Annotated in this window: 20 protein-coding genes; 15 read left to right on the top strand and 5 right to left on the bottom strand. The window is 37.0% G+C overall.

Features of this window, described 5'->3' with window-relative positions:
• The first annotated feature begins 44 nt into the window (after positions 1 to 44).
• From J3U73_RS06605 to J3U73_RS06590, 4 genes are all read left to right on the top strand, one after another.
• Positions 45 to 1,940 (top strand): FAD-dependent oxidoreductase, encoded by a 1,896-nt coding sequence (locus J3U73_RS06605; protein ID WP_267392554.1) that lies wholly within the window; start codon positions 45 to 47, stop codon positions 1,938 to 1,940.
• A 71-nt stretch (positions 1,941 to 2,011) separates the two neighbouring features.
• The gene (locus J3U73_RS06600) at positions 2,012 to 2,383 is read left to right on the top strand and encodes a NusG domain II-containing protein (protein ID WP_267392553.1); all 372 of its coding nucleotides are present in this window, start codon (positions 2,012 to 2,014) and stop codon (positions 2,381 to 2,383) included.
• Between the two features lie 15 nt (positions 2,384 to 2,398).
• A complete protein-coding gene (locus J3U73_RS06595; protein ID WP_267392552.1) occupies positions 2,399 to 2,944 on the top strand; it encodes a Gx transporter family protein in 546 nt (181 codons plus the stop codon).
• 1 nt (position 2,945) lies between these two features.
• Positions 2,946 to 3,905, top strand: a complete 960-nt coding sequence (locus tag J3U73_RS06590; protein WP_267392551.1) for a polyprenyl synthetase family protein — start codon at positions 2,946 to 2,948, stop codon at positions 3,903 to 3,905.
• Between the two features lie 142 nt (positions 3,906 to 4,047).
• Here the strand turns inward: J3U73_RS06590 and J3U73_RS06585 are convergent, their stop codons facing one another.
• A complete protein-coding gene (locus tag J3U73_RS06585; RefSeq protein ID WP_267392550.1) occupies positions 4,048 to 4,362 on the bottom strand; it encodes a hypothetical protein in 315 nt (104 codons plus the stop codon).
• Between the two features lie 780 nt (positions 4,363 to 5,142).
• Between J3U73_RS06585 and J3U73_RS06580 the strand changes: the two genes are divergently transcribed.
• The 6 genes from J3U73_RS06580 to J3U73_RS06555 all read left to right on the top strand — a co-directional run bounded on the left by J3U73_RS06580 (position 5,143) and on the right by J3U73_RS06555 (position 11,291).
• A complete protein-coding gene (locus J3U73_RS06580) occupies positions 5,143 to 6,345 on the top strand; it encodes an ABC transporter substrate-binding protein (protein WP_416381415.1) in 1,203 nt (400 codons plus the stop codon).
• 47 nt (positions 6,346 to 6,392) lie between these two features.
• Positions 6,393 to 7,271, top strand: coding sequence for a branched-chain amino acid ABC transporter permease (locus J3U73_RS06575; protein ID WP_103752806.1), 879 nt, complete (start codon positions 6,393 to 6,395; stop codon positions 7,269 to 7,271).
• Positions 7,272 to 7,279: 8 nt separating this feature from the next.
• Positions 7,280 to 8,236, top strand: a complete 957-nt coding sequence (locus J3U73_RS06570; RefSeq protein WP_220220603.1) for a branched-chain amino acid ABC transporter permease — start codon at positions 7,280 to 7,282, stop codon at positions 8,234 to 8,236.
• A gap of 3 nt (positions 8,237 to 8,239) precedes the next feature.
• Positions 8,240 to 9,022 carry an ABC transporter ATP-binding protein gene (locus tag J3U73_RS06565; protein WP_267409934.1) on the top strand — a complete coding sequence of 261 codons (783 nt, stop codon included), beginning with the start codon at positions 8,240 to 8,242 and terminating at the stop codon, positions 9,020 to 9,022.
• The gene (locus J3U73_RS06560; protein WP_220269014.1) at positions 9,023 to 9,733 is read left to right on the top strand and encodes an ABC transporter ATP-binding protein; all 711 of its coding nucleotides are present in this window, start codon (positions 9,023 to 9,025) and stop codon (positions 9,731 to 9,733) included.
• 358 nt (positions 9,734 to 10,091) lie between these two features.
• Positions 10,092 to 11,291, top strand: a complete 1,200-nt coding sequence (locus J3U73_RS06555; protein ID WP_416381486.1) for an ABC transporter substrate-binding protein — start codon at positions 10,092 to 10,094, stop codon at positions 11,289 to 11,291.
• 120 nt (positions 11,292 to 11,411) lie between these two features.
• Here the strand turns inward: J3U73_RS06555 and J3U73_RS06550 are convergent, their stop codons facing one another.
• The 3 genes from J3U73_RS06550 to J3U73_RS06540 all read right to left on the bottom strand — a co-directional run bounded on the left by J3U73_RS06550 (position 11,412) and on the right by J3U73_RS06540 (position 13,610).
• The gene (locus tag J3U73_RS06550; protein ID WP_220269016.1) at positions 11,412 to 11,990 is read right to left on the bottom strand and encodes a matrixin family metalloprotease; all 579 of its coding nucleotides are present in this window, start codon (positions 11,988 to 11,990) and stop codon (positions 11,412 to 11,414) included.
• Between the two features lie 313 nt (positions 11,991 to 12,303).
• Entirely contained in the window at positions 12,304 to 12,948 is a 645-nt protein-coding gene (locus J3U73_RS06545) for a histidine phosphatase family protein (protein ID WP_220269017.1), read from the bottom strand.
• Between the two features lie 26 nt (positions 12,949 to 12,974).
• A complete protein-coding gene (locus J3U73_RS06540; RefSeq protein ID WP_220269018.1) occupies positions 12,975 to 13,610 on the bottom strand; it encodes a matrixin family metalloprotease in 636 nt (211 codons plus the stop codon).
• A gap of 250 nt (positions 13,611 to 13,860) precedes the next feature.
• Here J3U73_RS06540 and helD point away from each other — a divergent pair, with 250 nt between their 5' ends.
• The 5 genes from helD to efp all read left to right on the top strand — a co-directional run bounded on the left by helD (position 13,861) and on the right by efp (position 19,429).
• Positions 13,861 to 16,155 carry an RNA polymerase recycling motor HelD gene (gene helD, locus J3U73_RS06535; RefSeq protein WP_267392545.1) on the top strand — a complete coding sequence of 765 codons (2,295 nt, stop codon included), beginning with the start codon at positions 13,861 to 13,863 and terminating at the stop codon, positions 16,153 to 16,155.
• Between the two features lie 12 nt (positions 16,156 to 16,167).
• Positions 16,168 to 16,614 carry a GNAT family N-acetyltransferase gene (locus tag J3U73_RS06530; protein ID WP_267409930.1) on the top strand — a complete coding sequence of 149 codons (447 nt, stop codon included), beginning with the start codon at positions 16,168 to 16,170 and terminating at the stop codon, positions 16,612 to 16,614.
• A gap of 123 nt (positions 16,615 to 16,737) precedes the next feature.
• On the top strand, positions 16,738 to 17,652 hold the full coding sequence (gene coaA, locus J3U73_RS06525; RefSeq protein ID WP_267409928.1) for a type I pantothenate kinase: 915 nt from the start codon (positions 16,738 to 16,740) through the stop codon (positions 17,650 to 17,652).
• Between the two features lie 48 nt (positions 17,653 to 17,700).
• The gene (locus J3U73_RS06520; RefSeq protein ID WP_267409927.1) at positions 17,701 to 18,672 is read left to right on the top strand and encodes an ornithine cyclodeaminase family protein; all 972 of its coding nucleotides are present in this window, start codon (positions 17,701 to 17,703) and stop codon (positions 18,670 to 18,672) included.
• Positions 18,673 to 18,856: 184 nt separating this feature from the next.
• Positions 18,857 to 19,429, top strand: coding sequence for an elongation factor P (gene efp / locus J3U73_RS06515; RefSeq protein ID WP_267409926.1), 573 nt, complete (start codon positions 18,857 to 18,859; stop codon positions 19,427 to 19,429).
• A gap of 719 nt (positions 19,430 to 20,148) precedes the next feature.
• On the opposite strand, the gene J3U73_RS06510 is transcribed toward efp, so the two are convergent.
• Positions 20,149 to 21,027, bottom strand: a complete 879-nt coding sequence (locus J3U73_RS06510; protein ID WP_267392541.1) for a helix-turn-helix domain-containing protein — start codon at positions 21,025 to 21,027, stop codon at positions 20,149 to 20,151.

Genomic DNA, 21,027 nt, shown 5'->3' with positions numbered 1-21,027 from the left:
AATTAGAAATATGTACAGTTATTACTTTTGAAAGGGTGCTTAAAGTGGCTGAAATAAATGTTGTTGTAATTGGAGGGGGCTTCGGCGGTCTCTATACGACTAAGCATCTTGCAAAGAAAATGAAAAAACGGCAAGATGTTAAAATTACACTGATTGATAAAAATCCTTATATGACGATGATGACTTCGCTACATGAAGTAGCGGCTAATCGAGTAGAAGCAAAAAGTCTTAAATATGACTTACAGCGTTTATTTTCCCGCAGGAAAAATGTTGATGTTGTAACTGATAATGTTACAAAGATTGATCAGTCTGCCAAAAAAGTTATAGGTGATAATAATGTTTACCCATATGATTATGTTGTGTTAGCTATTGGTTCCCAGCCAAACGACTTTGGGACAACTGGTGTCAAGGAATATGGCTTTACTTTAGGTAATCTAGACGATGCTGAGAGATTACGTGATCATATTGATTTGATGGTACATATGGGATCTAGGGAACGTGATCCCGAAAAGAAAGCACAGTACCTAAACTTCGTTGTTGTTGGTACTGGGTTTACAGGAACAGAAATGGCTGGTGAATTGAATTCATGGCGTGGAGAATTAGCTAAAAAATATAATTTGCAAAAGAATGACATTAAAATCACGATGATGGAAATGGCGCCAACGGTCATGAATATGCTTGATCGACCAGATGCTGATAAGGCAGCACAGTATCTCTTAAAACAGGGAGTTGAAATTAAAACTAACACTGGTGTAGTCGGAGTTCATAAAAATTATGTTGATCTTAAGGATGGCTCTACATTTCCAACGAGAACCTTGATTTGGACTGCTGGCGTTAAAGCAGTTGATACGGCTAAAGATTTTGGTTTTCAAACTGGGAAAGCCGGTCGAATAATCGTTAATGAATATTCACAAATTCCTACTGATTCTCATATATATGTTATTGGTGATGTTGCGTTATATGATGCAGACGATAGTGGACGTGGTGAACCACAAGTAGTCCAAGGAGCTGAATCTGCGGGGAAGTGTGCGCTAAGAAATATTTACAATCAAATTAATGGTGGTGAGCCCGTTAAATTTAAGGGTACATACTCAGGTTTTATGGTATCTTTGGGGCCGGCTTGGGGTGTAGCTTCTTTAGTTAACACGTTTCATTTAAGTGGATTCTTTGCCATTTTGATGAAGGACATTGTTGACATGATTTACTTTATAGCAATTTATTCAGGACATTATCTTTTTCATTATGTAATGGATGAATGGTTCAGAATTAAGCGCCCCACATTGTGGCGTGGCAACCTTAATCGCTATGGGAATGTCTTGTGGACAGTGCCACTAAGAATATACCTTGGCATGATGTGGATAATAGACTGTTGGTATAAAGTTCAAGGCAGTGGTTCATGGTTCACTAATAAATTGCAACTACAGTTCCCATGGTTGATACAGGCTGCTACCAGCGGCGCTTCGCAAAAAGCTGCAGCAACTACAGCTGCTACTGGAAAAGCTGCAACTGCCGCAGCACCGGCGATATTTTCTTTGAACTATGATTATGGTCATTCGCCAATGGCGGTTTTTGATAAAATGCCAAGTTGGGTTCAAGCAATGACTAAAGTTATGATTCCTAATAAAGAAGCGGCATTGGTAGCTCAGAAAACTATGACGTGCCTTGAGATTGCTTTAGGAATCATGCTAATTTTAGGATTTTGTACTTGGTTAGCTGGAGGTATGAGTGCAGTCTTTGTAGCTATTTTTTGTTTATCAGGAATGAACTACTGGGTAAATGTATGGATGATCTTTGCTGCATTGGCAGTTATGAATGGTTCAGGCAGATCCTTTGGCTTAGATATGTGGTTTGTGCCTTGGCTAGAAAAGAAACTTACTAAATGGCGTTATGGTATCTTAAAACCAATTTATCACATTGATAAAAATGGGATAAAGAATTAACGGAATTTTCCAAAAGGTCCTATAGTAAATCTATAAGACTTTTTTAGTTTATATATCAATGGTGTTTATCTATGAAAAAAAGCAGACGGGTAAAACTGGGCGATTTAATAATTATTTTAATTTTACTAGTTATTAGCATCATTCCCTTTTACTTTTTATTATCGCCAATGAGAGAAAGCAATAATATTATTGCTGTAATTAAAGTTGATAATAAGCAGGTCAAAAAGCTATCTTTGAACCATGATATAGTGTGGAAATATCAGCATGGCAATAAACTTAATGTGGTTAAGGTAAAAAATCATAAAATTCGAATGATTGATGCAAACTGTAAAGATCAAATATGCGTTAAAGACGGTTGGAAAAGTAAGATTGGAGACACAATAGTTTGTTTACCTCACAAGTTTTTAGTTGAATTAAAGGTTGAGAATGAAAATAATGAATAAAGTTTTGCGTGCACTATGACTAAGACAAGTAACCATTTATACAATTATGTTTTTACAGGAATTTTATGTTCTCAGGGGATTATTCTTAGTATTGTTGAACAGATGTTACCGTCACCCTTTTTCTTTGCTCCGGGAGCGAGGTTGGGATTAACAAATATCATTACCCTTATTTCTTTGATGATTTTGCCTTTTAGGTATTGCTTTTTATTAACATTCCTCAGGATTGTTTTAACAGCATTAATGACTGGTGGAACTGGAACATTTTTATATGCGGCAGCTGGTTCATTTCTAAGTTTAATTTTGATGAAGCTTTTTATACCATTAACATCAAAGTTTATTAGTTTAATTGGTGTGTCGGTTATCGGCGGCGTGAGCCACAATTTTGGTCAATTATTAATTGCAGTAATACTTGCTCAAAGTAAATTTATTTTTTTATATTTGCCTCTGCTAACGATATTCGGAATTCTATCGGGGTTATTAGTTGGCCTAATTAGTAATTTCCTTTTACATTACGTTGGTGCATTCAGCTTTATTAAGAACGTTATTGACAAGGGAAATTAAAATGACGAGGTTAGATAAACAATTAATTCAAGTGCAAAAAATAATTCATCAAAATGTAGCTTTACCAAAAGGAAAATTAGGTGAAGCCCTTGAGTATGCTTTTTCTATGTCCGGAAAACAATTACGTCCCAGTTTTGTGCTCCTTTTTGGAGAAATGGGAAATAATCAAAATGAACAAAAAATATATAATATAGCGAGCTCTGTGGAAATACTTCATAATGCTACCTTGATTCATGATGATATTATTGATAATTCTGCCACAAGACGGGGAAGAGAGTCTGTTCAGGCTAAATTTGGCAAAACTATTGCTTTATATTCTGGAGACTACTTATTTGCTCTTTCTTTACAACTACTTAGTGAAAACACTTCTAGGATAACTGATTTACGGATTAATGGAAGTACTATGCAGGAAATTTTAGCGGGCGAAACTATGCAGTATGGTAATGAGTATAATATTACAATTACGGAACAAGAATATCTTGAGCAAATCCGTGGCAAAACTGCCAGTCTTTTTGGATATGCTTGCTATATTGGTGCGCTTGAAGGTGGTCTAAGTAGATCATTAGCTAGAAAAGCGCAGAAAGTAGGGCTCCTGTTTGGTCAAGCTTTTCAGTTACGTGATGATATCTTAGACTATACATCGACAGAGACAGAACTAAAAAAACCAGTGTTAATGGATGTCTTAAATGGTGTTTATACAGGTCCTTTAATTTTTGCATTAAAAAAAGATGAGACTGGTGAACTTAAGGACTTAGTCAAAATAGGAAAGAAACTTTCATTAACTCAGTTAAGGCAAATTGATAAACTGGTTAGTGATTTAGGTGGTATTAACTATGCACAGAATCTAGCAAATAAATTTACCGTGCAAGCATTACATATCCTAAAAAAGTATTTTTCTGGGTATACGGGTTTTTCCGAAATAGTTCCATTAATACAAGAAATGCAAATGAGAAAATACTAATTTAAAGTAGCTAGTACTTTACTTGTTCAAAATTAGCGATGATGAAATATTATTTGAAACTAAAAAAGTTGATCTATCAAGATCAACTTTTTTAGTAAGAAAATACCCATCTTAATAATAAATAAGCAAAATAGGTTAATTATTAGGCTTTATTAGGCTTACGTGTAAAGCCACAAAGAAACTGAAATATGACAAGAACGCAATAAGCCCAAAGTATGTAAACCAAAAAACTAATATCTGCCCTAGAAGAAGCAAACCAATACCATTGGTTCCCTTCTGTGCTATAAATCAGATTGGCTAAACCTAGCAAACCTAAAATTAAAGCATTAATAATCGCAAAAATCCATAAGTTTCCATTTTCGTGCTTAACTATATAAATGATTGACCAGACAGCTGACCATATTCCCCACAAACCAGTAACAGCAATTATGATCCAATAAAAAATTGTTGCAAACATTTTGGCCTCCTTATTATTTCTTTTATTTTAACATAAAGTTAAAAGTATCACATGATTATTTCATATCTTGGCAGAATCTAGGAGATTAATAAACTTCATCTTTTTGGTTTTATAGATGATTTTTTGATAATTTTTTGATGTCAAAGAATTATTAACTTGGGTATTTTGTGGGTAACAGCCAAAAGTTATTAAACATTGAAAAATTACAGACTAAAAACAAGAATTTTCAATTCATCTATCAATCTGACAGCTAATGTTGTGCTAAACGATTGCTAATGTGCTTAAGCTAATCAGTCTTTATTTGGAGAAGCTGATGTACATTTTGAACTGAAAAAGTATAATCAGCTAATTTCCAAATATGTTTTAAATGTGCCGGGAACAATGGTAATTGTTGACTATGTATTTGCTTTTTCCTTATTAATAAAAAATAATCTTTATTACTAAAAAAGTTTAAAAAATTTAAATTTAATTTCATATAGTTCTTGACATACAAAAAGCGTGTACCTATAATTCTAAGTATTAAATTAAATTTTGAGGAGGATATTTTAATGAACAACGGACAAACTAACAAGCAATTGTGCATTAAAATAGCTGACGCTCAAGAAATTATTATTGCCTTGTTGTCGAGAAGGACTTAGCAAACGAGAATTACTAATGGTAATTCACATAAGTTAAGCCCTTGTTTACGTCTTGATGAATGAGGCTTAACTAACAATTAGCCTGAAGCCTCATTCATTAACTTGAATGAGGCTTTTTGTAGGCATGGGATAAAAGGAGAAGATGATGAAAAGGTTTACTAAAAAGGTATTGGGTGTCCTGACAGCGGGCACGGCAGTATTGATGCTAGCGGGATGTTCAGTTGCCAAAAACGGTGGCAGTAGCGCTGGAACCAAGCAAGATAAGGATACGGTTAAAATTGGGGTCAATATGGAGCTTTCCGGAACCGTTGCAGGTTACGGTAACGCCGAAAAGCAGGGAATCCAGTTAGCCGTCAGTGAAATTAATAAAGCAGGTGGAATTAACGTCAATGGTCATAAGAAAAAGATCAAGTTAATCATGCGCGATAATAAATCGTCAATTGCTACTTCAGCTTCTGTAGCAGCGCAGTTGACAACTAAGGATAAAGTTGCCGCAGTGGTGGGACCTGCTACGACTAATGCGGGAACAGCACAAATTCCAAACATTACCAAGGCTGCCGTACCTTTTGTCAGCGCATCTGCAACTGATCCAAAATTCACTTTGCAAAAAGATGGTAAAGTACAGCAATACGTATTCCGGGCATGTTTCCAAAACAATATTCAAGGTGAGAGTGCAGCCAAATTTGTCATGGACAAGCTGAAGGCAAAGCGTGTAGCGATTTATGCTGACAATTCTAGTGACTACGGTACAGGCTTGGCTAAGGCGTTTAAGAAGACCTTTAAAGGCAAGATTGTTGATAATCAGACTTACTCGGCCGGAGATAAGGACTTCAATGCAGTTCTGACTTCGTTTAAAGCTAAAAATGCTGACGTAATTTATGTTCCTGGCTACTATACGGAAATTGGCTTAATCATCAAGCAAGCTCGTCAAATGGGCATTAAGGTACCAATTGTTGGTGGTGACGGGATGTGTGACTCAAAACTGGTTCAGATTGCTGGTGCCAAAAATGCAACTAAGATTTTCTACACCACACCATTTTCAACTCGCGTTGCTGCTCAAGATCCGGTTGCTTCCAAATTTTTAAAAGCTTTTAAAGACCGCTATCATGCAGATGCGCCTGCATTCTCAGCTCTAGCGTATGACTCTGTTTACATGGTTAAACAAGCAATCGAAGACGAGAAATCTGATGATTCTACTAAGATTACAGCAGGGTTAGCTAAGCTCAAGGACTTTAAGGGAGTTACGGGCAAAATGACAATCGACAAATACCATAACCCAGACAAATCAATAGTTATTGAAGAGATTACCAATGGCAAAATTAATAATTCATTCAAGATTGAGTAGGTTGGCTTTTTGTCAGCAGATTTACTAAATTAAAGGAGCGATTAAATTTGCAAATAGTTTTACAGCAAATCATTAATGCTTTGTCGCTAGGTTCAATTTATGCCTTGCTGGCTTTAGGCTACAGCATGGTTTACGGCATTATTAAATTGATCAACTTTGCTCATGGCGATATTTACATGCTCGGTGCATTTTTTGCATACTATGCAATTAGTCTGTGGCATTTTAACTTTATTACTGCCTTGCTTTCAGCAATGATTGTTGGTGCGATTGCGGGTGTTGTGATCGAATATTTCGCATATCGACCACTACGTAAATCACCGCGGATAGCTGTTTTGATTACCGCAATTGGCGTGTCATTTTTACTCGAAAACGGCATGTCCTACCTGGTTGGTTCAAATGCCCGCAGCTTTCCCCAGGTCATGGAACAAGTTAATTACAATATCGGCGGCGTGATCATTTCCAATGTCCAGGTCTTAATCTTGGCAACGGCTTTAGTTTTAATGCTTTTATTACAAGTTATCATTAAAAAAACTAAGATGGGGCGCGCAATGCGTGCCGTTTCGGTTGACCCCGATGCAGCGGAATTAGTTGGCGTTAATGTTAACCACACTATTTCATTTACTTTTGCCTTGGGCTCAGCGCTTGCAGGTGCAGCCGGTGTCCTGATTGGGATGTACTATAACCAAATTGACCCATTAATGGGGATGACGCCAGGAATTAAAGCATTCGTAGCAGCTGTTTTAGGTGGAATTGGCTCAGTACCTGGAGCATCTCTTGGTGGTTTCCTAATTGGTATATTGGAAACATTTTTCCAATCAATTGGTCTTTCTGCGTACAAGGATGCCGTGGTTTACTTTGTGTTAATTGTTATTTTGCTCTTTTTACCAGCAGGTATTTTTGGCAAAAATACTAAGGAAAAGGTTTAGGTGGCAAAATGAAAGCAAATTGGAAATATATTTTGTCGTGGCTTGCAATCATGGTTGCCGGCTTTTATCTAATCAATACGCTGATTATGGTAGGTGTTATTGACGATTTCATCGAAAATATGTTAGTTACGATTGGAATTAACATTATTTTGGCATCGGGATTAAACTTAATTATCGGATTCAGTGGCCAATTTTCGCTAGGTCATGCTGGCTTTATGGCAATTGGTGCGTATACGACCGCAATCATTACGCAGCATATCAATAGTGAATTAGGTTTTATTGCTTCTGTACTGATCGGAATGGCGCTAGCGATTATTATTGCTGCCGTCATTGGTACCGCAACCTTTATCAGACTAAAAGGTGATTATTTGGCAATTGCCACTTTAGGTGCTGCCGAAATTATCAGAAACATTATTAATAATTTGAAAATTACGGGCGGTTCCGCTGGGATGTTTAATATTCCGCAGTTTTGTTCGTGGCCAACTGTTTATATCTTGGTCTGCTTAACGACCATTGTTTTGATGAATTTCATTCGCTCACGTGATGGTAGAGCGATTAAGGCTGTTCGTGAAGATGAAATTGCTGCTGAAGCAATGGGCATCAATACGACTAAGTGGAAATTGGCTGCCTTCGTTTTAGGCGGGGCAACTGCCGCAATTGCCGGTAGTTTACAGGCTTCATACGTCCAGACGATTTCACCTTCTAATTATGGCATTATGGAATCTATCTCAATTCTGGTAATCGTTGTTTTAGGTGGTGTTGGCAGTATGACCGGAACCTTTGTGGCAGCTACCGTGTTAGGCATACTTGATACGGTTTTGCAGAACTTTGGCTCGTTGCGGATGGTGATATACGCAATTGCACTGATTCTGATCATGATTTTCAAACCTTCAGGACTGTTGGGTAACTGGGAATTTTCCCTGAAGAACCTAACGCGTCGTTTTGGTAAAAAAGAGAGGGGCTAAAGAATGGAACATTTATTGCAAGTTGAGCATGTGGTGCGTAAATTTGGCGGACTGACAGCCGTTAATGACGTCTCCCTTCACTTAGACAAGCATGAATTAGTTGCTTTAATTGGTCCCAATGGCGCAGGGAAAACCACCTTGTTTAACCTGCTGACCGGTATGGTTCAGGTAACAAGCGGTAAGATTGATTTGCACGTTGACCAGCAAAACTATGACTTAACGCGAAAAAGCGCTGTTCAGATAGCTGATTTGGGGCTATCGCGAACTTTCCAAAATATTCGGTTATTTAAAAATCTGACGGTTATGGATAATGTATTAACGGCCATGACCAATGAGTACAAAGAGGGCTTTTTAACGACGGTTTTCCGTTTGCCTAGTTTTTATCGCACAGAAAAAGAAATGCGAGTTGCGGCTGAAAAACTTTTAGACATTTTTGACTTGACCGCCAACAAGCAGACTTTGGCCAAAAATTTACCATACGGAACGCAGCGTCGGCTGGAGATTGTTCGGGCACTTGCAACAGAGTCCCAAATTCTCTTTTTGGATGAGCCGGCCGCAGGGATGAACCCAGAGGAAACAGCAGATTTAACTAATTTGATTAAACATATTCAACAAGAATTTCAAATTACCGTCTTGTTGATTGAGCATGATATGTCCTTAGTCATGAATTTAGCGGAACGGATTTACGTCCTTGATCAAGGTCAAATGCTTGCCACTGGTACTCCAGAAGAAATTAGGTCAAATCCGAAGGTAATCGAAGCATACTTAGGAGAAGGTGAAGACTAGATGGCAATGCTAAAAGTAAGTGACCTTTCTGTTAATTACGGGGTCATTCAAGCGGTAAAAGGGGTCAGCTTTGAAATCAATGAGGGTGAAATCGTCACCCTTATCGGCGCTAATGGTGCTGGAAAATCAACTATCGTAAAGACGATTTCTGGTCTGCTCAAACCCAAGGCGGGGCAAATTATCTACCAGGGTAAAGACATTGTGCATCAAAAAGCACCTCAAATTGTGTTAGATGGGATTTCGCAGGTTCCGGAAGGACGGCACATTTTTTCAGGCTTAACGGTAATGGAAAACCTGCAAATGGGGGCGTTTTTACAAAAAAATAGTAGTGAAGCCGCCAAGAGCTACCAAGAAGTGTTTGACCGGTTTCCAATTCTTGCTAAGCGCAAGAATCAGGATGCGGCAACTTTATCTGGTGGAGAGCAACAAATGTTGGCTATTGGCCGTGCACTGATGGCTAAACCCAAATTATTGCTGCTTGATGAACCGTCAATGGGTCTGTCACCACTGTTTATCCAGCAAATTTTTACGATTATTAAAGAGTTAAATGAAAAAGGAACCACGATTCTTTTGATTGAGCAAAATGCCAAACAAGCGTTGTCAATTGCCAATCGGGGTTATGTTTTAGCAACAGGTCAGGTTCAGTTAACAGGCTCAGGCCATGAATTGCTAGCCAACCCTGAAGTTCAGAAAGTATATTTTGGTGGTTAGCTAGGTTAAAATAATTTGGTATTAATCATCATTTTATTTTAATTTAATTACCATTTTTGATTGACTTTCTTAAAACCAATCGCTATAATTTTAAACATCAAACTAAATTCTGAGGAGGAAATTTCAATGGAAACTAATGATCATAATTCGATTGCTATTAAAATAACTTATACTCAGAATTTAGCAGCCTTGTTGTTGTCGCGAAGGACTTAACGAAATGAATTGCTTTTAGTAATTTATTGATGGTTAAGCCCTTGTTTGCGTCTTAATGAATGGGGCTTAACTACTTAGTAACAATAAGTCTCGTTCATTAAATGAACGAGGCTTTTTTATTGCCACTAGTAGTTTAAAGGAGAAAATAATGAATAAATTTACTAAAAAAATGCTGGGAGTAATGACTGCCTCAGCTGCCGTGATAATGATGTCAGGATGTAGTGTTGCGAAGAATAGCAGTAATGCAGGAACAAAGCAAGATCATGCGGTAGTAAAAATTGGAGTCAACATGGAACTGTCAGGCGCAGCCTCCGGTTATGGCGAAGCCGAAAAACAGGGTATTCAACTAGCTGCCAGTGAAATAAACAAAGCGGGTGGAATCGACGTTAATGGTCATAAAAAGCAAATTAAACTAATAATTCGTGATAATAAAACGGCTATTGCCACTTCGGCTTCAGTAGCGGCGCAATTGACAACAAAGGATAAAGTAGCGGCCATTGTTGGTCCAGCTACGACTAATGCCGGAACTGCTCAGATACCTAATATAACTAAGGCAGCCGTTCCTAGTGTTAGTCCATCAGCCACGGATCCCAAATTTACCTTACAAAAAGATGGCAAGGTTCAACCATACGTCTTTCGTGCCTGCTATCAAAATAACTTCCAGGGTGGCAGCGCAGCGAAATTTGTCTTTAATCAGTTAAAGGCAAAGAGAGTTGCAATTTTAGCTGATAATTCAAGTGATTATGGCACTGGTTTGGCTAAGGCCTTTAAAAAGGCATATCAAGGCAAAATCGTTGATAGTCAAACATTTTCAGCAGGTGACAAGGACTTCAATGCCATTTTAACTTCATTTAAATCCAAAAAAGTTGATGCAATATATGTTCCTGGATATTACACAGAAGCTGGTTTAATCATCAAGCAAGCGCGGCAAATGGGGATTAAAGTTCCAATCGTTGGTAGTGATGGCATGGCCGATCCTAAATTAGCCCAAATTGCTGGTAATAAAAGTGCAACTAAAATCTACTACACGACACCATTTTCTGTTCGGGCAGCTGCCAAGGATCCAGTTGCTGCTAAGTTTATGAAGGCTTATAAGGCGCGTTATCACGAACAAGCACCGACTTTTTCAGCTCTTGCTTATGATGCGGTTTATATGATTAAAGAAGCAATTGAAACAGGTAAATCGGATGATTCAGCTAAGATTGCAACCAACTTAGCCAACATTAAAGACTTTACCGGAGTTGCTGGCAAAATAACGGTTGACCAAAAGCACAACCCGGAAAAGCCAATTGCGACAGAAGAACTGACTAATGGACAGGTAAGCAATTCATTTAAAATTGAATAATTGAGTTACTTAGTAAAGTTAGCTGGTAAGTAGTAAAAAATGCTCTTAAGGACAAACTAGATATTCAATCTAAGTCCTTAAGAGCATTTTACGTTGGCTATAAAATGTTTTACTGCCAGTTTATTTACGGTAGATTTTTTTAACTTTTTTAATATCAAGTGGCTGAATGGTATATTTGCACTCAGGATCCATAACTGATGGCGCTTTTTTATAATGACTAAGGCCAATAGCGTGACCCAATTCATGTTCAACCACTTTGACAATGTCTTCATGAGTCAAAATGATTTTTGAATGGTTTTGCAAGTAAAATTGATTTAACAGGATGGTGGCATCATGCATTCGCTTATTCTTAAGCTTGTAATGCCATGAAGTATACCCGGCAAAGTCGGTGGTGGTATTGTACCAAGGCATAATGACAATCTTAGCCTTATTAGGCTTCTTGGTCTTAACAAACGTAAACGCCTTGGTTTTGTTCCATGCCTTAATTGCGTCGTTTGAAGCGGCAATTAAATCCTTGTTTTTACCTAGTTGTAAGTAAACAGTTGTCTTAGCTTTATCCCAACGCCGGTAAGTGGTTGCTTTAGCCGCAGCATTTTGGGTCGGTATCACAGGATTGTTAACAGTAAAGCAGCTTCCGATAGCTGCTGAAACCAATATTGTACTAATAAATTTATTTATAAAATGATATGTCCTATTCATTTTTTGACTTTCTATCTTTTTTAAATATTAATTGCAACAATTCTAGCTGTAAAGCAAATAATATACATTATAGTCTCAAAATGCTAAAATGAAAAACATATATTTTGGGTTGCAACCTGAAATATATAAGCTAGAAAGCATCTTTGAAATCTATTTAATTAGAATAAAAGTGTTTTTGGTATCAATATAAAATAAAAAAGCTGTTGCTTAATAAAAAATAACCTCATTTTCCATTATATGGTAAATGAGGCTGTAAAGTAATATTGATTGCCACTAGTAAATGAAACTTAAAATGATCAGAGCTTCAAACAACTTAGAGTTTCATTTTATTATACGAAACAATTTTTTTAGATTGTTTAGTCATATTCATAATTGTGATTGAAGAATTACGAGGCCCTTCACTGATGTCAACATCACTGAATTTAGCGGCAATGCTACGAATGGTAAATCCGTGAGTTACAAGCAAGATGTTCTCAGCACCATCAAGTTGGCTGATTAAGTTAAATCCTTGTCCGACCCTATCCCAATATTCTTGGGCATTTTCAGCATCATGAAATGGATCAGCTTCCTTAATCCAGTCTTTAATTTTATCAATGGGTTCATTCTTAAATAAATCATAGTGATTTTTGTAACCATGAGGCCCACCAATCATTTGCCAAGCCATATCGGTGTCCATGCCTTCAAAATAGCCATAAAAATGCTCACGGAAAAAGGGGGTAGCAATGTGCTGTATTTCATTGCGATTAACGTTGTGATTAATAATGATGTCGCAAGTATCACTAGCACGCTTCAAATCACTAGATAAGGCAATATCAAAAGGTGTGTCTTTTAGTGCTTCACCTGCTTCATCAGCACCCTTAATTCCTGTTTCAGTTAAAGGAGTATCACACCAACCTTGCATCTTATTGTAACGGTTGATGTAGGTTTGACCATGACGAACAATATATATTCTCTTCATTTAATAATTACCCATATTTTCTATTTTTACTTTTTATATAGTTTCTTGACATTTTGAATATCTAGACTTTGAATTGGGTAAATTGAACCAGTAGGATACATGACGGATTGATTAGTATTATGTTTTAGACCAATCGCATGTCCTAATTCATGTTCAACAGTATTGACTACCCGTTGATAACTATAGTTGTATGAGGAGAAATTATCAAGGTAGTAGGTGTTTAATTTGGTGTCAGCTGAGAATAATATGTCATTTTTTAAATAGTAATGAAAAGTGGTGTAACCAGCATAGTCACTGTTAGGATTGTAGATTTGTTCGACTACAATATCAGCATTTTTCTTGTTATCAGTTTTTACAAAAGTAAAAGCTCCGGTATTATTCCAAGCCTTGATTGCTTCGTCTGATGCAGAAAGTAAATTTTTATTGCCATCTAAATCTAGGTAAACTGTGGCTTCGGGTTTTTGCCATCTCCATTCGGTAGAAGCTTTAACTTTTTTAGTTTTCTTAGCAAGCTTAACCTTTTTGGTCTTCTTGGCATAAACAATTTGACATGAATTATTTAGGGAAATACTATTATTAAGCAGTTCGAAGGATCCGTTGACAGCAATAACAGTGAATAAAGCTAAAACAAGTTTATTTAAAAAGTGTTGAATATTTTTCATTGTTTACAAGCTCCGTTACTTTATTTTGGGGAAATATATACATAATTATTTTTCGTTTCTTTAACCTATTATATACGTAATTTTCTATAATTTCACGAATAATATTCTAATAACAATTTTTTAAAAAAATAAGCTCTTTAGATATCGCCGAAATCGATATCATGGTAAAATAATAGACAGCTTTTTAAAAAAACTAAAAATAACGTTATGTTAAAAAGCTAGTATTTTTTAAAAACGTATAGGTGACGTTATGCTAAACGCGACAGATGATAAGAAATTTGAACAAAAACATCTTGACCAAATCTTAAAGATGGTTCGAGCAAAAAAGACGGAGTTATCCTCGTCAATTAAGTCGGCAGAAGGCGAAGCCAAAGACATTAATTCGCATTTTTTTGACGATGTGAAATTGGATTATGATGGCTACTCGACTTCAATGGAAACCGCATTATCGATTCATCAACAGCAGCAACTGCTCGATGAACGTGAGAATGCATGGCAGCATGCCGCTAGACAACTGAGTACGATTCAAAAGCTTGAAAAAAAGCCCTATTTTGCTCGGGTAGATTTTAAAGAGAATGGGCAAAAAACTGAGACTATTTATATTGGCTTAGGTTCATTTGCTGATAAAAATAATCACTTTTTGATTTATGATTGGCGGGCACCGATTTCCTCTATTTACTATGATGGGAAATTGGGAGATGTTTCATACCATTCACCAGAAGGTGAGATTACGGTTGAAATGACCAAAAAGCGGCAATTCATGATTGATGATGGTCAAATTGTTAACATGTTTGACACTAATGAGTCAATTGGTGATCAAATGCTTTTAGAAGTGCTGGGTGAAAAATCCAGTACGCAGATGAAGACAATCGTAACTACCATTCAACGTGAGCAAAATAAGATTATTAGAAATACTGACGCTGACTTGTTATTTGTTCAAGGAGCAGCCGGATCGGGAAAGACTTCCGCTATCTTGCAGCGAATCGCCTTTCTACTTTATCGCTATCGGGGCAACTTGACTAGTAGCAACGTCATTATGTTTAGTCCGAATCAATTATTTAATGACTATATCAAAAATGTTCTGCCAGAAATGGGTGAACAAAATATGGTCCAAATGACTTATTGGCAGTTTGTTGCCCGCCGTTTACCAGGAATGAGCGTTGAAAACCTCTTTGACCAATTCGAAGATGCGGCTGCTGATTCTGCGATTAGTCGTTTTAAAGATTCAACTAATTTCTTTGCCCTCTTAACGCGCTATGCTAAACACCTCAATCGTCGGGGCATGGTTTTTAAAAACATTTACTTTCGCGATAAGAAGCGGCCATTTTTTACTAAAGAAAAAATTGGTGAAATCTATTATTCATTTAATTCCAATTACAACTTGAATAACCGGATTGATGCAACGCGTGAAGATTTAATCAAGATGTTGAACCGTAAAATAAGTTCTGAAAGCAAGAAGGCATGGGTGTCAGATGCAATTCAAAGTTTGAGCCAAGAACAGCTTAACCAGTTGTATGACCGCCCGGATCAAGAGTTTGAATCTGAAGAAAAAGAAGAGAAATTCTTGAGCCGCAAAATTGTTGTGAAGGCTTTGGATAAGGTGTTCCAGCAAATTCGACGCAACAACTTTATCAACATGCGGGCACAGTACCTGAGTTTCTTACGTGCAGTGCCAAAAATGACGGATTTGGCTAAATGGAAAATTACGGAAAACGACTGGCGTGATCACGTTAATAAGGTCAAGGAAAGCTTTAAAAAGCATTACATGCATATGAACGATGTTTCAGCCTACCTTTACCTTTATGACCTGATTACGGGACGGCACGTCGATTATGAAATGCGCTATGCCTTTATTGATGAAATTCAGGACTATACACCATTTCAGCTTTGCTACCTTAAATACAACTTCCCCAGAGCGAAGTTTACAATGCTCGGTGATTTGAACCAAGCGATTTTTACTAAAGACGAAAGTAAGAGTCTACTAAAACAAATCAGTGGCTTGTTTGATCCTGAAAAAACTGATGTTGTTCAGCTGACAAAGTCTTACCGCTCAACCAAGCAGCTTACTGATTTCACTAAGCAGATTTTACGTCAAGGTGAAAAAATTGAGTCTTTCAATCGGCAGGGGCCAAAACCAGTGCTCTGGGGCCGGGAGAATGATCAACAGGCAATTGCACTACTCCAAAAGATTTTGGCAGATAATGATCAGGAGCAATTGACCACCGCCGTTATTACCAAAGACCTTGAACAAGCAAAATTTGTTGCTGACAAGCTAAAACAAGCTGGCGTTAAGGCTACCCTGATTGCAACTGCCAACCAGCGCTTGGTCGAGGGAACACTGATCATTCCGTCATATCTTGCTAAAGGGCTTGAGTTTGATGCCGTTATCATGTGGGGAGCTTCCCGCGAAAATTATCATCGAACTGATGAAACCCAATTGGTCTATACGATTACTTCTCGGGCAATGTACAAACTAGATGTTGTCTATGTTGGTCAAAGAAGTCCGCTGCTTGATGTTGACCCGCAGACTTTTATTGAAAAATAGGTGGCACGCAAAATGGAAAATGAGAAGTTTACTTTTAAAAAGATTGCTGAAATGAAAGGGCGAGAGGTCTATTGCGTTGCCCGGCTCAGAATTGATACTTTTGTGACGGAACAAAAGATAACTGACCCAGAGCTTGATGACCAAGATCTAACCGCAATTCAAGTCTTCCTGCTTAATGAAAATCAGACCAATGCTTTAGCTGTTTGCCGGTTATTTGTGAATAATGGTAAATGGATGCTTGGCCGGGTCGCGGTTGCAAAAGCTGCGCGTGGTCAAAATCTTGGAACTAAGATGATGGCGCAAGTTCATGAATATTTGCAAAAGCTTGGGGCGAAGCGGTTATATTGCCATGCACAGATGCAAGCCAAACCATTTTATGATTACCTTGGCTACCAGGTTCAGGGAGATGTTTTTACTGAAGCTGGCATCGAGCATGTAATGATGGCTTATGATTTATAAAAATTACAAACTCGCGTTAATGTACGCGAGTTTTTTAGTTAGAAAATGCCTGCTCTGGAAGTTTTTGGTGTAAGGCAGAAATTTATTTTATAATGAATAAAAAAGATTAAGGAACTATTACTGATGAAGAATTATTTGCGTTTTAATCGTGATGAATGGGCCTCATTTTCATCTGAGGCTGCGGTTAAAATTACTAAAGAAGAGTTGGCTAATATTAAGTCATTAGGGGATGTTATTAATCTTACTGATGTCCAAGAAATTTATGGCAGTTTAATCAATTACCTCTATTTGGTTTACCAGGAAAAGTGTCGGCTGCAGCAAAAACAAAGCGAGTTTTTACGACAAAAAGTGACGGCAGCCCCTTTTATCATTGGAATTTCCGGTTCGGTTGCGGTCGGCAAGTCGACGACAGCCCGCTTGTTGCAGGTTTTATTGAGTAGAACATTTGCTAATTTAAAGATCCACTTAATGACCACTGATGGTTTTATTTATCCCAATGATGAGCTAAAAAGACGCGGCTTATTTGATCGCAAAGGCTTTCCTGAAAGCTACAACATGAACTTGCTCAGGAACTTTTTGCGTGATGTCCTTAGTGGTAAAGATAATATCGCGTACCCACTTTATTCCCAGGAATTAAGTGATATTGTTCCCGGCAAGTACGGTCATGTTCAACGGCCAGATATTTTGATTATTGAAGGAATTAACACCTTACAGTTGCCGACAAATGGGCAAATTGTCACGAGTGATTTCTTTGATTTTTCAATTTATATTGATGCGGACGAAGATTTAATTGAAAAGTGGTTTATGCAGCGGTTTGTACGTGTCTTGGAACTTAATAAGAATAATCCTACTAACTTTTATTACGAGATGGCTAACGGGCCACGAGAAGATGCTTTACAACTGGCTCAGGATACTTGGCAAATGGTTAACTTGATTAACCTGCGGGAGTATATTGCACCAACGAGACAACGTGCTAGCCTAGTTTTGCATAAAACGACAGGTCACCGAATTGATGAGATTTATTTAAGGCAATTTTAGTAATCTGTTTAGTTAAAAAGATGGCGAAAGCCGTGCGGGAGAAAAACGATGTTAGTATTAACAAAAAAGGACATTGAAAAGTGTTATTCACTTAAAGAGTGTATCGATGCAGTAGCAGAAGCATTCAAATACTTTTCAGCAGGCAAAGTTGACGTTCCCTTGCGAACACAGATTGTGAAAAAGAATGGGCGCGATACTTTCTTATGTATGCCGGCTTTTTGTGAAGAAAAAGATGCTGCTTGCGTGAAGATTTTGAACATGTTTCCGAATAACATTGAGCATGGCCTACCCTCAATCAACGCGCAGGTGTTAAATATTGATGCAAATACCGGTGTCGTAAATGCCATTATTGATGGTAATTACCTGACGCAATTACGCACTGGGGCGGCTTCAGGTGTTGCACTTAAATATTTAGCAAGAAAAAATTGTACTAAGGGTGCACTAATTGGTACGGGCGCACAAGCGGCGACACAACTAGAGGCAATGCTACTTGTTCGCGATTTGGCTGAAGTTTTGGTGAGTGACCTTAACTTTGAGCGTGCACAGGAATTCGCTAGCAAAATGCAAACTAAGCTAGCCAAATATCAGACTAAGATTAAAGCCGTAAAAACAGGTAATGAGGCCGTTCGGGATGCAGATATCATCATTTCAGTTACCCCATCGCATAAACCCGTTTATGATTTTAGCAATGTTAAAAAAGGGGCAACAATTTGTGGCGTTGGTTCGTATCAACCACAAATGGAGGAAACCCCAGCAGAGCTGGTGGCACATGCTGATAAAATTTATTTTGATGCGAAAAAAGCGGTTCTAGCAGAAGCCGGTGATATTATTATTCCATTACAGCAAGGATTGATTGACGAAAGTCATTTGCAAGGTGAAATCGGTAAGGTAATCAGTGGTGAACTAGTTGGGCGTGAAAATGATGAAGAGACCATCTTCTTTAAAACAGTTGGCATTGCGGCACAAGACCTGATGACCGCCAAAGCAATTTACGCTAAAGCTGCAGTAGCTAACAATTAGGTGAGATAAGGCAGTTGTTATAATCACTAAAAACGCTAATTTTTTGGTACCTAGATGTGCGCAACTTTGTTATACTAAACACTATGAATACGATTTATTTACTATTAATAAAAAAATTTGCCTTGCCTCCGGCGTCAACTTTCTTGATGAATAATAATTAAAGTGAGTTTTAAAGGAGACAAAAATGGTACAGGCAATTAACTTAAAAAAAGGTATGGTTTTCAGTCAAGACGGCAAAATGATTAAGGTACTCAAGGCCAATCACCACAAGCCCGGAAAGGGTAATACCGTTATGCAAATGGACTTGCGCAATATTGAAAGTGGTGCAGTGGTTCATAAGACAATGCGTCCGACTGAAAAAGTCGAATTAGTTGATATTACAAAGAAAAATGCGCAGTTTCTTTACAATGAAGGTGATGTTTACACCTTCATGGATACTGAAACTTATGAGCAATATGAGGTCTCAGGCGAGCAACTTGGTGACGATAAGCTATACTTAATGCCTAATATTGAAGTTCAACTTGAATTTGCGGATGGTACTAAGCTGCTTGGTGTTGAGCTGCCTTCAACCGTTACAATGAAGGTCGTTCATACTGAGCCTGGAATTAAGGGTGCAACTGTCACTGGTTCCGGTAAGCCTGCCACAATGGAAACAGGTTTAGTGGTTCAAGTTCCCGACTTCATTAAAGAAGGCGAAGAGCTGGTAATTAACACAGCCGAAGGTGCCTATAAGTCAAGAGCAGAAAGCGGAAAATAAGCTAAAACAATAAGCCATGGTCATAATTTTGACCATGGCTTTTTTGTATGCAACTTAGCGATCATCAACTGCAATTCTTGTTGTAGTCATTGAGTTTTTAAAACAATCTTCTTCTTGCAAACAAGAAGTTAAGATATCGATTAGATACATGTTGGAAAACTGCGAGTTAATTAATTTTTGGTTATTGGCCAAATGAGGTTCGGTTGCGTGGCCGTAATTAGATAAGCTGGTGCCGAAAGTGTTAGCTATAAAGATTGCTATGAATATTAGTATCCAAAATGACCACTTCTTATAAAATGATTTTTAGATTGCATAATTTGTTTTCCTTTTAGATAGCTAAAAACAGTTTTAAGTAATTAAATCAGATATTGGCAATAGTATTATTAAAATTTTATTAATTAGGCTAATTATCCGAAATAAACGGACAGTTGGTCTATTTGTGCAGGAAATTGTAAAAAGCTGCAATTATTATCTGATTGAAAAGGAAAAACTTGTTATATTATGAATAATGGCTAATGAGATTTAAAAAATGAATCTATTCTACCAAGTATTTGTATATTTAAAACACTAGATATTTAAAAATTCACTTAGTACATATGACTAGGTGAATTTTTTAATTATTTATACATTAAAAATAATATGTAACTATATTAATAATTTATGCATAATATATAAAAACAATTGTGCTATTTTAAGCAAATACTTAGATTGCAAATAGTTTAGTAGTATTTTTTTCTAAATTTACCAGGTGATAATCCGGTAGCTTCCTTAATTTTTTTGTATAAATGTGATGCGTCTGTAAAACCACATAAACTAGCTATTTTTTCCAACGGAATAGCATTATCTTTTACTAATAAACTTTTAGCTACTTTAACGCGAACTTTTAATAAATAATGATGCAAACTCATACCTGTATATTTTTTAAAGTCTCGAGAAAGTTGGGAAGGACTAATTGAGCAATTATAAGCAATATCACTTATTCTAATTTTTTGTTTGTAGTTTCGATTCATAAATTCTAGCGCAGACTTAATGTAATCAGGCATAGAATGAAAGTCACTTGATAAATTTGTTAATTTGTTTTCCTGTGTTACTGATAAGTCACAAATCAAATTGTAAGTTAAGTTTGATAAAAATGGGTCATTTTGACCGTCGGAATTGGTAGAAATAAGTCTGAAAATTCTTATGAATAAATTCTCAATATTTTTGCGAGGATTAAAAACTGGAAGAGTATACTTAGTAATTTGATTGAAAATCTTTTGCATAAATGGACTATTGAAGTGAAGAAAGTAAAATTCACTATCGGTAATAGCCTTATAGCTGTTTATTTCTTTACAGTCAAGTAAAACAATCTTATTCTTAGCGTGAAATTCCTGATTACGAAAACAAAACTTCAATTCTCCTTTTTTGATATACATAAGTAAAAATGAGTCCATAAAATCTCTCTTTACCTGATAAGGATAAGTTACCCGATATTCAGCTCCAAACATCGGGTAAAAGTATATTTCGTGAGCTAAATCACTGGGATTGTTATAATATATGCCTTTTTCAACAGTTACGCCACATTCATTTTCGGGAATAAAATCTTTGTACTTATTCAT

This window comes from Lactobacillus sp. B4005, assembly GCF_026536045.1.
In the GTDB taxonomy this organism is placed as follows: domain Bacteria; phylum Bacillota; class Bacilli; order Lactobacillales; family Lactobacillaceae; genus Lactobacillus; species Lactobacillus panisapium.
The sequence above is the reverse complement of the archived record's forward strand: the minus strand, read 5'-3'. Positions and strand labels throughout refer to the sequence as shown.